The 15,530-nt window shown below is 75.1% G+C and carries 11 protein-coding genes; all 11 read left to right on the top strand.

The features are described 5' to 3' along the window. On the top strand, positions 1-1,168 hold a 1,168-nt coding region (locus ABTZ03_RS43195; protein WP_350518763.1), incomplete at its 5' end, for a CbiQ family ECF transporter T component. After that, on the top strand, positions 1,165-2,808 hold the full coding sequence (locus ABTZ03_RS43200) for an ABC transporter ATP-binding protein (RefSeq protein WP_350518764.1): 1,644 nt from the start codon (positions 1,165-1,167) through the stop codon (positions 2,806-2,808). The genes ABTZ03_RS43195 and ABTZ03_RS43200, both read left to right, overlap by 4 nt. Continuing rightward, complete coding sequence (locus ABTZ03_RS43205; RefSeq protein ID WP_350518765.1) at positions 2,805-3,647, top strand: ECF transporter S component; 843 nt, start codon at positions 2,805-2,807, stop codon at positions 3,645-3,647. Before ABTZ03_RS43200 ends, ABTZ03_RS43205 begins: the two co-directional genes overlap by 4 nt. 47 nt (positions 3,648-3,694) lie before the next feature. Beyond that, positions 3,695-4,756: a prenyltransferase/squalene oxidase repeat-containing protein gene (locus ABTZ03_RS43210; protein WP_350518766.1), complete on the top strand. Its 1,062-nt coding sequence runs from the start codon at positions 3,695-3,697 to the stop codon at positions 4,754-4,756. 26 nt (positions 4,757-4,782) lie between these two features. Then, positions 4,783-5,247: an SCO2322-related protein gene (locus ABTZ03_RS43215; RefSeq protein ID WP_350518767.1), complete on the top strand. Its 465-nt coding sequence runs from the start codon at positions 4,783-4,785 to the stop codon at positions 5,245-5,247. A 305-nt stretch (positions 5,248-5,552) separates the two neighbouring features. Further along, entirely contained in the window at positions 5,553-6,656 is a 1,104-nt protein-coding gene (locus tag ABTZ03_RS43220; protein ID WP_350518768.1) for an endonuclease/exonuclease/phosphatase family protein, read from the top strand. A 137-nt stretch (positions 6,657-6,793) separates the two neighbouring features. Beyond that, positions 6,794-8,410, top strand: coding sequence for a serine hydrolase (locus tag ABTZ03_RS43225; protein WP_350518769.1), 1,617 nt, complete (start codon positions 6,794-6,796; stop codon positions 8,408-8,410). 207 nt (positions 8,411-8,617) lie between these two features. Then, positions 8,618-10,432 carry an alkaline phosphatase family protein gene (locus ABTZ03_RS43230; protein WP_350518770.1) on the top strand — a complete coding sequence of 605 codons (1,815 nt, stop codon included), beginning with the start codon at positions 8,618-8,620 and terminating at the stop codon, positions 10,430-10,432. A 123-nt stretch (positions 10,433-10,555) separates the two neighbouring features. After that, a complete protein-coding gene (locus ABTZ03_RS43235; RefSeq protein ID WP_350518771.1) occupies positions 10,556-12,352 on the top strand; it encodes an acyl-CoA dehydrogenase in 1,797 nt (598 codons plus the stop codon). Between the two features lie 549 nt (positions 12,353-12,901). Continuing rightward, entirely contained in the window at positions 12,902-13,873 is a 972-nt protein-coding gene (locus tag ABTZ03_RS43240) for a MerR family transcriptional regulator (protein WP_350518772.1), read from the top strand. Positions 13,874-13,955: 82 nt separating this feature from the next. Then, a complete protein-coding gene (locus ABTZ03_RS43245; RefSeq protein WP_350518773.1) occupies positions 13,956-15,275 on the top strand; it encodes a cryptochrome/photolyase family protein in 1,320 nt (439 codons plus the stop codon). Positions 15,276-15,530: the final 255 nt, after the last annotated feature.

Below are 15,530 nucleotides of genomic sequence, written 5' to 3' on the forward strand. Positions count from 1 at the left end.
GCGCCCCACCCCCCCCAGCGCCAGCGGGGCCCGCCGGGCGCCGCGCACCCTGCACCCGGCCGCCTGGTGGGCCTGGGCGCTCGCCCTCGCCACCGCCGCCAGCCGCACCACCAACCCGCTGCTGCTCCTGCTGGTGCTGGCCGTGCTCGGCTACGTGGTCACCGCCCGCCGCACCGACGCGCCCTGGGCCCGCGGCTTCGGCTACTACCTGTGGCTGGCCCTGGTCGTGGTGGCGATCCGGGTGCTGTTCCGCTGCGTCTTCGCGACCGGTGTCACCGCGAGCGACCACGTGATGTTCACCCTCCCGCACATCCCGACCCCGGCCTGGTACGCGGGTATCGAGATCGGCGGCCCGGTCTCGCTGGAGGCGGTGCTCTCCTCGGCCTTCGACGGGCTGCGGCTGGCCTGCCTGATCTGCTGCATCGGCGCGGCCAACACCCTGGCCAACCCCAAGCGCGCGCTGCGGGTGCTGCCCGGCGCGCTGTACGAGCTGGGGGTGGCCGTCACGGTCTCCGTGAGCGTCGCGCCGCAGCTGGTGCAGAGCGTCCAACGGGTCGCCCGGGCCCGGCGGTTGCGGGCCGGCGCGGGCAAGGGGGTGCGCGCGCTGCGCGGCATCGTGGTCCCGGTGCTGGAGGACGCGCTGGAGCGCTCGCTGAAGCTGGCCGCCGCGATGGACTCGCGCGGCTACGGCCGCTCGGGCACCGCCACCCGCGGCTCCCGGCGGGCCACCGGCGCCCTGATGCTGCTCGGCATGGCCGGGCTCTGCGCCGGGGCGTACGGCCTGCTGGACGGCACCGCGCCCGGCTTCCTCGGCCTGCCCGCCCTGCTGGTCGGCGCCGCGCTCTGCTGCGGGGGACTGGCCCTCGGCGGCCGCCGGGTGCGCCGCACCAGCTACCGGCCGGACCGGTTCCGCGCCGCCGAGTGGGGGGTGACCGGCTGCGGGGTGCTCGCCGCGGCCACCCTGTTCGGCACGGTCGGCTACGACCCGACCGACCTGGTCCCCTCGCTGCACCCGCTGAGCTGGCCCGCACTGCCGGCGGTGCCGGCCGTCGCGGTGCTGCTGGCGGGCGCGGCCGGGCTGATCGCCCCGCCGCAGGACCGTCCGGTACCGCCGGCCGGACCCATGGCACCCGTTGACAAGCACCAGCCCGCCGAGGTTACGCAGTGATCCGTTTCGACCACGTCGGCGTCCGCTACCAGGGCGCCGCCGAACCCGTACTGCGCGACGTCGACCTGCACGTGCCCGAGGGCGAACTGTGCCTGGTGGTCGGCCGCACCGGCGTGGGCAAGTCCACCCTGCTCGGCGCCGTCAACGGGCTCGTCCCGCACTTCACCGGCGGCACCCTGCGCGGTCGGGTCACCGTGGCCGGCCGGGACACCGCCGACCACCCGCCGCGTGAACTCGCCGATGTGGTGGGCGTGGTGGGGCAGGACCCGGTGGCGGGCTTCACCACCGACACGGTGGAGGAGGAACTCGCCTACGCGATGGAGCAGTTGGCGATCCCACCGGAGACCATGCGGAAGCGGGTCGAGGAGACCCTCGACCTGCTCGGGCTGGCCGAGCTGCGCCACCGCGCGCTGCACGAGCTCTCCGGCGGCCAGCAGCAGCGGGTCGCCATCGGCTCGGTGCTCACCGCCCACCCGCGCGTCCTGGTGCTGGACGAACCCACCTCCGCCCTCGACCCGACCGCCGCCGAGGAGGTGCTCGCCGCGATCACCCGGCTGGTGCACGACCTCGGGGTGACCGTCCTGCTGGCCGAACACCGGCTGGAGCGCGTCGTCCAGTACGCCGACCGGGTCGTCCACCTGCCCGGCGACGGCACCGTGGTGCACGGGCCGCCCGCCGAGGTGTTCGCCGGGGCCTCCGTCGCGCCCCCGGTGGTCCACCTCGGCCGACTGGCCGGCTGGCGGCCGCTGCCGCTGTCCGTCCGGGACGCCCGCCGGGCCGCCGCGCCGCTCCGGGGGCGGCTCGCCGACGTGCCCGTTCCCCCGCCGCGCCGGGCAGCGGTGGCGGGGGAACGGGTGCTGGAGGCAAGGAAGTTGGTGGTGCGGTACGGGCCGGTGACGGCCGTCCGGGAGGTCGGTCTGGAGCTGCGGTCCGGTGAGGTCACCGCGCTGATGGGCCGCAACGGCTCCGGCAAGTCCTCGCTGCTCTGGGCCCTCCAGGGCTCCGGCCCCCGCCAGGGCGGCAGCGTCCAGGTCACCGGCCCGGCCCGCGGTGGCCGTCCCGGGAAGGGCGGCGACCCCAAGAAGCTCTCCGCCGCCGACGCCCGCCGACTGGTCGGCCTGGTCCCGCAGACCCCCACCGACCTGCTCTACCTGGAGTCCGTCCGGGACGAACTCGCCCAGGCCGACCGGGAGTCCGGCACCGAGGGCCCGACCGCCCGGGAGATCCTGGACCGGCTCGCCCCCGGCATCCCGGACCGCAGCCACCCCCGGGACCTCTCCGAGGGGCAGAAGCTCGCCCTGGTGCTCGCCGTCCAACTCGCCGCCGCACCCACGGTGGTGCTGCTCGACGAGCCCACCCGGGGCCTGGACTACGCCGCCAAGGAGGCGCTGGTGCGGATCGTCGACCAGCTCGCCGCCGAGGGGCGCAGTGTGGTGATCTCCACCCACGACGTGGAGTTCGTCGCCTCGGCGGCGGACCGGGTGGTGGTGCTCGCCGAGGGCGAGGTGGTGGCCGACGGCCCGACCGCCGAGGTCGTCACCGCCTCACCGACCTTCGCCCCGCAGGCGGCCAAGATCCTGGCGCCGCTGCCGTACTTGACGGTCCATCAGGTCGGCACGGCGCTGGAGGAGGTCCGATGAGTGCGGCGGCCGCCGTCCGGATCCCGGCCCGGGCCGGGATCGTCGTCGCGCTGGCCGGCTTCATCGGCCTGGTCGCCTTCTGCTGGCCGTTCGTGGTCGCCCCCGGCAAGTTCGGCTCCGCGTACGCCCCGCCGCTGATCTTCGGCGCGCTGCTGGTGCTGGTCATCGCGGTGGTGATCGCCGAGATCTCGGCGGGCGGCATCGACGCCAAGGCGCTCGCCATGCTCGGCGTGCTGTCCGCCGTCAACGCCGGACTGCGGCCGCTCGGCGCCGGCACGGCGGGCATCGAGACGGTGTTCTTCCTGCTGGTGCTCGCGGGGCGGGTGTTCGGCCCTGGCTTCGGCTTCACCCTGGGCTGCACCTCGCTGTTCGCCTCCGCCCTGCTGACCGGCGGGGTCGGGCCCTGGATGCCCTACCAGATGTTCGGCTGCGCCTTCGTCGGCATGCTCGCCGGGCTGCTGCCGAGGGCGCGCGGGAAGTGGGAGATCGCGCTGCTCGCGGGCTACGGCTCGGTCTCCGGCTACCTGTTCGGGTTCCTGCTCAACCTGTCCTTCTGGCCGTTCTCGCTCGACCCGAAGAGCTCCATCGCCTACCTCCCCGGGCTGCCGTTCACCGAACAGTGGCACCGCTACCTGCTCTTCGACCTGGCCACCTCGCTCGGCTGGGACACCGGCCGGGCCGTCACCACCTTCGTCGCGATCCTGGTCGTCGGCCCCGCCGTGCTGACCGTCTTCCGGCGGGCCGCCCGGCGCGCCAACTTCGAACCCGAGGTGCGGTTCGAGGCGACGGCGGGGGAGCAGGCCACCGGCCCCGATCCCCGCACCGCGGCCCGCACCTGAGAAACCGTCGAGCCGTCCTCCTCCCCTCCCGCCCCGGAAAGGCAGCCATGCCCCTGAGAACCCGCTCCCTCGGCCTGCTCGCGATACCCGCCCTGCTGCTCTCCGCCGCCGCGCCCGCCGTCGCCGACGCCCCGGCTCCGGCCGGGCACGGAGCCGCGACCTTCCGCCCCGACGCCGCCGCGGCCGGCTGGCTGGCCCGCCAACTCGTCGACGGCGACCACCTGGTGACCGTCTACAACGGCACCTCCTACCCCGACCAGGGCCTCACCGCCGACGCCGTGCTCGCCTTCGCCGCCGCCGGCGGCTCCGACCAGGCCGCCGCCCGGGCCACCGCCTGGCTCGCGAAGCCGGAGAACCTCACCGGCTACCTCGGCGACGGCACCACCTCGGCCTACGCGGGCGCCACCGCCAAGCTGCTGCTCACCGCCGAGGTGCGCGGGGCCGACCCGACGGCCTTCGGCGGCGTCGACCTCCCGGCCCGGCTGCGCTCGCTGCTGACCCCGAGCGGCCGCTTCTCCGACCGCTCGCAGTGGGGTGACTACAGCAACGCCTTCGGCCAGTCCCTCGCCCTGCTCGCCCTCCAGCGCACCCCCGACGGCGCCCCGGCCCAGGCCGTCGACTTCCTGGTCGCCGCCCGGTGCGCGGACGGCGGCTTCCCGGTCGCCCTCGGGCAGGCCACCTGCGCCGGCGACCCCGACGCCACCGCCCTCGCCGTGCAGGCCCTCGCGGCCACCGGCCGCACCGCCGACGCCCGGGCCGGCCTGGACTGGCTCACCGCCCACCAGGGCGCCGACGGCGGCTTCGCGACCGGCGGCGCCACCACCGCCAACGCCAACAGCACCGGCCTGGCCACCGAGGCCCTGCTGGCCGGCGACCGCTTCGGCGCCGGGCTCAAGGGCTGGAGCCGACTGCTGAAGTTCCAGCAGGGCTGCTCCGCCGACCCGGCCGTCCGCGGGGCCGTCGCCTACGACGCGAGCGGCTTCAACCAGGCCACCGCCGTCCGGGCCACCACCCAGGCCGTCCTCGGCCTCTCCGGCCGGGGCCTCGCCGACCTCAGCGCCGACGGCGCCCGCCCGACCGCCCCCGTCCTGGCCTGCCCGGCCGGCTGACCCCGAACGCTTCGAGAGGCCCCGCCATGAGCACCCACCTCACCCGCCGCACCCTCGGCTCGTTCGCCGCCGTCACCGCCCTCACCGCCGCCCTGCTCGGCACCGGCGCCGTCCAGGCCCCGGCGGCGCACGCGGACGCCTGCTCCGGCACCAGTGGCGTCACCGTCGTGGTCGACTTCACCGCCCTCGGCGGCGACATCGAGACCGGCTGCGCCCCCGGCACCCCCGCCGACGGCCTCGCCGCCCTCACCGGCGCCGGGTTCACGTACGCCTTCCACCCGCGCTTCCCGGGCTTCGTCTGCCAGATCAACGTCCAGCCCAACCCGTGCAACGGCGCCCCGGCCAGCGCCTACTGGTCGTACTGGCACGCCCAGCACGGCACCGCCTGGTCGTACAGCAGCGTCGGCGCGGGCGGCTACCACCCGGCCGCCGGCGACGTCGAGGGCTGGGCCTTCGGCGCCGGCGCCCAGCCGGGCATCACCGCGCCCTGACGGTCCGGGGCGGCGGTGCGGGCCCGGCCCGCACCGCCGCCCGACGGTTCCCCGGTGCCTCATGGCGGCGGCGTCAGCGCCTTGACCTCAAGCGGACATCACGGAGGAGGAGTACGCGACCGCGCTCTCCGTGCTGCAACGCGTCACCGACAACCTCGCCCAGGGGCCGTCGTGACGGCCGGTCACAGCCGGTCGTCCAGGGCCGTGACCGGCACGGCCGCCCGGTGGCCACCGGCCCGCGGATATCGTCCGCGTATCGGAAACCGGATACGCCCCGGCAACGCCCCCGCCCGTTGACTGGCGGCATGAAGCACGAGCAGGGCACGACGACGACCGCGGCCGGGCCCGCGGAGCCGGTGACGGGGGCGGTGCCAGGGGCCTCGCCGCGGCGGGCGGTGCCGCGGGCGGGGCGGCAGCGGGCGGGGCGGGCCCTCACCCGGCCGGAGCCGTGGCGGCGCGGACCGCTGCTCACGGCGTCGGCGCTGCTGCTCGGCCTGGTCCTGCTGCTGCACGCGGAGATCCCGAACCGCGGCTGGCACCTCGGCAGCCTGCTGGAGAGCGGCCTGCCGTGGCTCGGTGCTTGCGTCCCGCTGCTGCTGGCCGCCGCGCTGTGGCGCCGGTCGGCCGCCGCCGTGCTGGCGCTGCTGCTGCCGGTCGCGGCCTGGCTCCACCTGTTCGGCGGCCTGCTCGTCGACAAGTCCGGCCCGGGCGGCGACCTCACCGTGGTCGAACAGAACGTGAACGCCGACAACCCCGACCCGGCCGCCACCGCGCGCCACCTGGCGGGCTCCGGCGCGGACCTGCTGGCCCTGGTGGAGCTGACCCCGCAGACCGTGAAGGTCTACGAGACGGGGCTGGCCGAGGTGTACCCCCACCACACGGTCCGGGGCACCGTCGGCCTGTGGAGCAGGCTGCCGCTGGGCGACACCCGGCCGATCGACGTGATGGGCTACGCGCCGCAGGTCGACGGCGAACCGGTGGAGGGCTGGACGGACGTCGGCAACCGGGCGCTGCGCACCACGGTGACCACCGACCGCGGGCCGCTGCCCGTGTACGTGGCCCACCTGGGCTCCGTCCGGGTCGGCCTCGCGGCGGGCTTCCGGACGGCCTCGCGCGACACCGGCGTCCGGGCCCTCGTCCGGGCCCTGGCCGCCGACCGGAGCGAGCGGGCGCTGCTGCTCGGCGACCTCAACGGCACCCTGGACGACCGCGCGCTGGCCGGCCTCACCGCGGGGATGCGCTCCGCCCAGGACACCGCCGGGGCGGGCTTCGGTTTCAGCTACCCGGCGTCCTTCCCGCTGGTGCGGATCGACCACGTCCTGCTCCGCGGCCTGACGGCGACCGGCGCCCGGGTGCTGCCGGCCGACGGCAGCGACCACCTCCCGGTGGCGGCCCGCATCGCCTGGTGAACCGGCACCGGCCGTCACCCGCCGGACGGGTGGAATGCGGTGGGGTGCGGTGCGCGGCGGCGGGCGGGGGAGCGGCGGGCCGTCCACACTCCCGCCGTGAGGCGGACGGTGGAGCCGCCCGGGTGAGGAGGACCGTGATGGATGGTCGGGGCGCGGTGGCGCGGGGCGTGGCACCGGTGGTGGCGGGACTGTTGCTGGCCGGGTGCAGTTCGGCGGCGGCCACCGATCCGGAGGCCGCGCCGACGCCGGACGCCTCCGCCGCCCCGGCCACGGCGCCGCCCGCGCAGCCGGCCCCGCAGTTGACGGCGCAGCAGGTGAACTCCGCCGTGGCGCGGATCGACGGCTACGTCCAGGACGCGATGGCCAGGACCGGGGTGCCCGGGGTCGCCCTCGCGATCGTGTACCAGGACAAGGTGATCCACGCCAAGGGCTTCGGCGTACGGGAGTTGGGCAAGCCGGAGCAGGTGGACCCGGACACCGTGTTCCAGCTGGCCTCGGTGTCCAAGCCGATCTCCTCGACCGTGGTCGCCGGAGCGGTCGGCGGGAAGGTGGCGAAGTGGGACGACCCGGTGACCGCCCACGACCCGGGCTTCGCTCTGGCCGACCCGTACGTGAGCGCCCACGTGACGATCGCCGACCTGTTCTCGCACCGCAGCGGCCTGCCGGACCACGCCGGTGACCTGCTGGAGGACCTCGGCTACCAGCGGGACTACATCCTCCAGCACCTGCGCGACCAGCCGCTCACCCCGTTCCGGGCGAGCTACGCCTACACCAACTACGGCCTGACCGAGGCGGCGGTGGCCGTGGCCGAGGCCAAGGGGGTGGCCTGGGAGGACCTGGCGGCGGACGTCCTGTACAAGCCGCTGGGGATGGGCTCCACCAGTTCGCGCCGCGCCGACTACGACAAGGCGGCGAACAAGGCCGCGCCGCACGTGAAGACGGACGGCGGCTGGCAGGTCAGCACCACCGAGAACGCCGACTCCCAGTCGCCGGCCGGCGGGGTGAGCTCCACCGTCCAGGACCTGGCCCGCTGGATGCGGCTGCAGCTCGCCGACGGGACCTTCGAGGGCCGGCCGGTGATCGACCCGGCGGCCCTGAACGAGACCCGGACGCCGCACTACACCAGCACCCCGGCGCGGGCGCCCGCGGGCACCGCGAGCTTCTACGGCCTGGGCTGGAACGTCGGTTCCGACTCCCGGGGCCGGCTGCGGCTGAACCACTCCGGCGGCTTCGAGCTGGGCGCGGCCACCACGGTGACCCTGCTGCCCTCCGAGCAGCTGGGCATCGTGGTGCTGACCAACGGCCAGCCGACCGGCCTCCCGGAGGCGGTGGCCGAGGAGTTCTTCGACGTCGCCCAGGAGGGCCGGGAGACGGTCGACTGGCTGGGCTTCCTCGGCAAGGTGGTGCCCGCCGCGGCGGCGAGCCCGGTGTCGAAGACCGACTACACCAAGGCGCCGGCCGGCGCCGCCCCGGCCAAGCCGGACTCCGCGTACACCGGGACGTACGGCAGCGGCTACTACGGGCCGCTGACGGTGGCCGAGGAGAACGGCGGGCTGGTGATGACGGTGGGTCCGGACAACCTCCGCTACCCGCTCCAGCACTTCGACGGCGACGTGTTCAGCTTCCTCAGCAAGGGCGAGAACGCGGTCGGCCGCTCCGGGGTGACCTTCACCGTGGGCGCCGACGGGAAGGCCGCCAAGGTGGTGGTCGAGCAGCTCGACATCGACGGCCTCGGCACCTTCACCCGGAGTTGAGCGGACGCCGGTTTTCGCACCGTACCCGTTCGACCCGGCCGCCCCTTTCGGAGGGCGGGTACGCGAGCGAAGTTGTCTGACCAAGTTCGACCGGCGTTCGCCTGCGCGCCCTTCCACCGGCCAGTGCGCAGCCGGTACCTATGTCCCACCCGTGGTGCACCGCCACGGGACCCACCCTCACGCAACCCCACGGGACGAGGTACCCCCATGCGACTGCGCTGGAGCCCGCTCGGCGGACTGCTCGCCACCCTCCCGCTCGTCGGCGCCCTGGTCGTCGGCGCCCCCGCCACCGCCCAGGCGGCGGGCGGCAGCGGCAACCTGATCGTCAACGGCGACGCCGAGGCCGGCGGCTACTGCACCAACGACTGGAGCGCCGCCACCACCGTGCCCGGCTGGACGGTCCAGTCCGGCGGCATCAACGCGATGTGCTCCTCGGCCGGCTCCTTCGGCCTGCCGGGCGACGGTCAGAGCGCCGGCAAGGCCTTCTTCGGCCCGGGCAATTTCGGCGACGGCGCGATGGCCCAGACCGTCGACGTCTCCTCGGCGGCCGGCGCCATCGACGGCGGCGGCGTGCACTACAACCTCGGTGCCTGGCTGGGCGGTTGGACCACCTACGGCGGCTATGTCGCGGTCGGCCTGCACTTCCAGGACGCGAACGGCAACCCGCTCGGCGCGACCGCCAAGCTGCCCACCGTCTCGGCGACTGACCGCGGCCTGGCGACCAAGTTCCTCTCCCGCAGCGCCACCGGCTCCGTCCCGGCCGGCACCCGCTCGATCCAGGTCGAGGTGCAGTTCCTCTCCACCACCAACGAGACCGGTTACCTGGACAACCTCTCGCTCACCCTGGACACCCCGGTCGCCGCACCCGCCCCGGTCGCCCCGCCGGCCTCCCGAGTCCCGGGCTACGACCACGTGTTCACCGTGATGATGGAGAACACCGACTACGCCCAGATCATGAACGACCCGGCGGACACCCCGTTCATCCACAGCCTGATGGCCCAGGGCGCCACCCTCACCGACGCCCACGCCGTCTACCACCCCAGCGACGAGAACTACCTGGCGATCGCGGGCGGCGACACCTACACCAAGGGCGCCACCTACTGGCCCAACATCAACTCCCCGCAGCGCAACCTCGGCGACACCGTCGAGGGCGCCGGCAAGACCTGGAAGGCCTACGAGCAGGGCATGGGCACGCCCTGCAACACCACCACCCAGTACGACGCCAAGTACGAGCCCGACGACGCGCCGTTCATCAACTACACTGACATCAGCGGCAACCCGGCCCGCTGCGCGGCCCACCTGTTCGACACCACCCAGCTGACCACCGACCTCCAGTCGGCCGCCACCACCCCGAACTTCTCCTGGATCGCCGCCGACGACTACTACGACGGCGAGGCCTCCGGCAACGGCAGCGCCACCAGCCTCCAGGTGCAGGACGGCTGGCTGAAGCAGACCCTCGCCCCGGTGCTCTCCTCGCCCGCCTGGACCCAGGACCGCTCCCTGCTCCTGCTGACCTGGGACGAGAGCTCGGGCGAGGCCTACGACCACGTCGCCACCATCGCCGTCGGCTCCCAGGGCAGCGTCCCGGCCGGCACCAGCGGCCCCCAGCACTACGACCACTACAGCATCGGCCGCACCATCGAGGACGCCCTCGGCCTGCCGGGCCTGACCGCCAACGACACCTACGCCACACCGCTGAACGCCGCCTTCGCGCCGTCCACCGCGACCGGGCCGACGCTCACCGGCGACCTCGACGCGGTGACGAGCGGCGGCAACCTCACCCTGCGCTACACCGTGCCGACCGCGGGCCAGGCCGGGGCGAAGAACTGGATCGGCTTCTACCCGGCGGGCGTCACCCCGGGCAGCCGCTCCTCGCTCACCTGGTCCTACGCGCCCAACCAGAGCGGCGCGCTGACCTTCGCCACCGGCAAGCTCGGCGGCCCGGGCCGCTACGACGCGTACCTCCTGGCCAACGACGGCTACTCGGTGCTGGCCGGGCCGTTCACCGTCACCGTCGGCTGACGCCCGAGCGGGCCCTGTCCGGCGAGATCGGCCGGACAGGGCCTCGGTGTTGACGGTGCGGTCGGGCCGGGGAAGACTCCGGTACCCCGGCTCGACCGCACCCCCAGGAACGGACCAGACCCCTTGGACTCCCTGCTGCTCTCCCGCCGCGACCTCGACTTCCTGCTGTACGACTGGCTGGACGTCACTGCCCTCACCTGCCGCCCCCGGCACGCCGACCACGACCGCTCCACCTTCGACGCGGTGCTGGAGCTCAGCGAGACCATCGCCACCCGGCACTTCGCCCCGCACAACAAGAAGAACGACGCCGAGGAGCCGCGCTTCGACGGCGAGCGGGTGCGGATGATCCCCGAGGTCGGCGAGGCGCTGCGGGTCTACGCCGACGCCGGGCTGGTCGGCGCCTCGATGGACTACGACCTCGGCGGCCAGCAGCTGCCCGTGGTGGTCGACAACGCCTGCCGGGCCTGGTTCCAGGCCGCCAACATCGCCACCGCCGCGTACCCGCTGCTCACCGTCGGCAACGCGAACCTGCTGCTGGCGCACGGCAGTCCGGAGCAGATCGACACCTACGTCCGCCCGATGGTGGAGGGCCGGTTCTTCGGCACCATGTGCCTCTCGGAACCGCAGGCCGGCTCCTCGCTGGCGGACATCACCACCAGGGCGGTCCCGCAGCCCGACGGCGGCTACCGGCTCTCCGGCACCAAGATGTGGATCTCCGGCGGCGACCACGAGCTCAGCGAGAACATCGTCCACCTGGTGCTGGCCAAGATCCCCGGCGGTCCGGCGGGCGTGAAGGGCATCTCGCTGTTCATCGTGCCCAAGTTCCTGGTCCGCGAGGACGGCACCCTCGGCGAGCGCAACGACGTCGTGCTGGCCGGCCTCAACCACAAGATGGGCTACCGCGGCACCACCAACACCCTGCTCAACTTCGGCGAGGGCCGGTACACCCCGGGCGGCGCCCCGGGCGCGGTCGGCTACCTGGTGGGCGAACCGCACCACGGGCTGGCGTACATGTTCCACATGATGAACGAGGCCCGGATCGGCGTCGGCCAGGGCGCCACCGCCCTCGGCTACACGGGCTACCTGCACGCCGTCGACTACGCCCGCAGCCGCCCCCAGGGCCGTCCGCTCACCGGCCGCGACCCGTCCGCCCCGCAGGTCCCGATCATCGAGCACCCCGACGTGCGCCGGATGCTGCTGGCGCAGAAGAGCTACGTCGAGGGCGCGCTCGCCCTCGGGCTGTACTGCAGCCGGCTCCTCGACGAGGAGACCACCGCCCCGGAGCGGGCCGACCGGGACCGCGCCCACCTGCTGCTGGACGTGCTGACCCCGATCGCCAAGAGCTGGCCCTCGCAGTGGTGCCTGGCCGCCAACGACCTCGCCATCCAGGTGCACGGCGGCTACGGCTACACCCGCGAGTACGACGTCGAGCAGTACTACCGGGACAACCGGCTCAACGCCATCCACGAGGGCACCCACGGCATCCACGGTCTGGACCTGCTCGGCCGCAAGGTGGTCATGGACGGCGGCGCGGGCCTGCGGCTGCTGCTCGACACCCTCGCCGCAACGACCGCCCGGGCCAGGGGAGTCGGCGGTGAGGCGGCCGAGCTGGCGGCCCGGCTGGAGCAGGCCGCCGAGCGGATCGGCCGCACCACCGCCCGGCTCTGGTCCACCGGGGACCCGGCCACCGCACTGGCCAACTCCTCCACCTACCTGGAGGCCGTCGGTCACGTGGTGCTGGCCTGGATCTGGCTGGAGCAGTTCCTCGCCCTGGGCGAGGGCGCGGACGCCTTCCACGAGGGCAAGCGGCAGGCCGCCCGCTACTTCTTCCGGGTCGAACTCCCGCGCACGGGGCCGCAGTTCGACCTGCTGGACAATCTCGACCGGACGGCGGCGGACTGCCGGCCGGAGTGGTTCTGACCGGCGCCGCCACGGCCAGTTGCTCGACCCGGGTCGGGGCCAGCAGGAGGTCGAGGTCACCGCCGGCACCGCCGCCGCTCACCAGGATCAGGGCCAGGACGGCGAAGGGGAGCAGCACCCCCAGCGGCAGGTACAGGACCTGGAGGCCGAACTGGGCGACCAGCCCGACCCGGGACCGGCGCGGAGCCGCCCGGTCGGCGGGCGTGGTTCCCGGTCGGACCGCAGCCCCGGCCCGGGCCGGTCCACGTCTGTCCGAAGCGCCCGCAGATGAAGTCGTAGGCATCGGTTCCGTCCCCCGGTCGTACGGTGCCCGCCACCGCTCTGCCCGTCCCCGGCGGCCTCAACCATCGCTTTGCACAATCGAGTTCCCGGCCTGGGGCGGTCGCGCGCGAAACGCTGCGCAAACGATGCGAGTATCCGGCCGCCCTGCGGCTGCGCCACCGTCGGATCGTGCACCGAACCACCGATCGGCCACTCGTCGGACCTGCCCTCCCGCCTCCGCGCGCGTCGGCCGACCAGCCCCCGGCCCCCCGTCGTAGGCTCGCCCGCGTGACCGTCCCGACCGCCCCCGCCCCGGCCGGGCTGACCACCGGGGCCCTCGCCCGCCGGCTCGGCGTCTCGCCCGCCACCGTCCGCTCCTGGGAACGCCGCTACGGCATCGGCCCGGCCCACCGCGCCCCCGGGCGGCACCGCCGGTGGGAGCCCGACGACGTGGCCGTCCTGGAGGAGATGTGCCGGCTCACCGCCCGGGGCGTCAACCCGGCCGAGGCCGCCCGGGCCGCCCTGGCGGCCGCCGCGGGTACCGCTCCCGCGCTGCCGGCGGCCCGGAACGGTGCCGAGGACGTGAACGGCCCGGCCTCCGGCGGCAACAGCCTCCCGGTGGGAACCGTGCGCCCCGAGTGCCGGGGGCTGGCCCGCGCCGCCGTCCGGCTCGACGCCCCGGAGCTGGCCCGGATCCTGGGCCGCAGCGTCGACGAGCTCGGCGTGGTCGTCGCCTGGACCGAGGTGATGGTCCCGGCGCTCCGGGCGGTCGGCCGCAAGTGGGCGGTCGAGGGGGAGCGCTACGTCGAGGTGGAGCACCTGCTGTCCTGGCACGTCGCGGCCGCGCTGCGCCGGGCCGCCGACCGGGCGGAGCCGCCGGCCGGCCCGGCCGCCCTGCTGGCCGGGATGCCCGGCGAACTGCACGCCCTCGCGCTGGAGGCGCTCGCCGCGGTGATGGCCGAACGCGGCCTGCCGTTCCGGATGTTCGGCCCCGCCCTGCCGTCCGGGGCGCTGCTCGAAGCGGTGCGCCGCACCGGGCCGCCCGTCGTGCTGCTCTGGTCCCAGCTCGCCCGGACGGCCGACCGGGAGCTGGTCGCCCGGGTGGTCCGGACGGCCTGGGGCCCGCACGGCGTGCGGGTCCAGCCGGTCGTGCTGGTGGCCGGACCGGGCTGGGCCGGCCCGCGCAGACCGCCCGGCACCCTGCGGCCCCGCGATCTCGGGGGCGCCGTCGACCTGTTGGCGGACCTGCTCCTCCGCTGAGCGCCCGCCGCCGAGCCTCCGCCGCCGAGCTGTCGCTCGAAACCCAGAGAACCCCGACCGCACCCGCTCCGAGGGCCCGCCGATGACCGTCTCGATCGCCCTGTTCACCCAGGACCTGCGCCTGCACGACAACCCCGTGCTGCACGCCGCCCGCACCGCCGCCGAGCAGGTGGTGCCGCTGTTCGTGCTCGATCCCGCTGTCGAGGCGGCCGGCTTCGCCGCCCCCAACCGGATGGCCTTCCTGGCCGACTGCCTCACCGACCTGGACGCCTCGCTGCGCCGCACCGGCTCCCGGCTGATCGTCCGCCACGGGGCCACCGCCGAGCAGACCGCCCGGGTGGCCGCGGAGGCCGGCGCCGCGACGGTGCACCTCGCCGCCGGGGTCAGCGGCTACGCCCGCCGACGGGAGGCACGGCTGCGCGCGGTGTTCGGCGACCGCCTGCGCGTCCACGACGCCTCCGTGACCGTGGTCCCGGCCGGGCGGATCGTCCCGGCCGGCCGCGACCACTACGCGGTCTTCACCCCGTACCACCGCGCCTGGTCGCAGGCGCCGAACCGTACGGTGCTGGGCGCTCCCCGGGTGATCCGCACCCCGGAGGGCATCGGCAGCGAGAACCTGGTGGTGGCCGGACCGTTCTCGCCGGCCCTGCCGCGCGGCGGCGAGACCGCGGCCCGGGCCCGCTGGCGGCGGTGGGACGTCGACGGCTACGCGGAGCTGCACGACGACCTGGCGGCCGATGAGACCTCCCGGCTCTCCCCGTACCTGCACTTCGGCTGCCTGTCGCCCACCGAACTGACCGCCCGCGCCCGGCAGCACGGCGGCGCCGGGGCGGAGGCCTTCGTCCGGCAGCTGGCCTGGCGCGACTTCCACCACCAGGTGCTCGCCGCCCGCCCCGACGCCGCCCACCGCGACTACCGCGACCGGGGCGACCACTGGCACCGGGACGCGCGCGAGGCCGAGGCCTGGCGGCAGGGCCGCACCGGCTACCCGATCGTCGACGCCGGGATGCGCCAACTCGCCCACCAGGGCTGGATGCACAACCGGGCCCGGCTGCTCACCGCGAGCTTCCTCGCCAAGTCCCTCCACCTGGACTGGCGGATCGGCGCCGCCCACTTCCTGGCCCTGCTGGTGGACGGCGACGTGGCGAACAACCAGCTCAACTGGCAGTGGGTCGCCGGCACCGGCACCGACACCCGGCCCAACCGGGTGCTCAACCCGCTGCGCCAGGCCGACCGTTACGACCCGGACGGGGCCTATGTGCGGCGCTGGGTGCCGGAACTGGCCCACCTGCCCGGCCCGGCCGTGCACCGCCCCTGGCTGCTCGCCCCCGACTACCCGGACCCGATCATCGCCCCCGAGACCCTCTCGGCCCGGCTGCGCCGGGCCCGGGGGCTGGACTGATGGACCCTGGGCCCCGGCCGGCGAACCCGGGCCCCTGCTGGTGAACCCGGGCCCGGGGAAAGGCCGGTGGGCCGCAGCGAGGCTGCGGCCCACACGGGTTCGGTTGCGGTCAGGGGATGCGGCGGACTAGTTGTCGCTGCCGTCGCTGGCGCCGGCGCCCGCGGTGAAGGCGGCCAGGCCGTTGGGGGTGCCGAGGCCGGTGGGGCCGTCGTAGCCGGCGCCGGCGGTGCACAGGTAGTCGGGCGAGCAGGTGCC

It is taken from the genome of Kitasatospora sp. NPDC096077, assembly GCF_040303245.1.
Lineage (GTDB): Bacteria > Actinomycetota > Actinomycetes > Streptomycetales > Streptomycetaceae > Kitasatospora.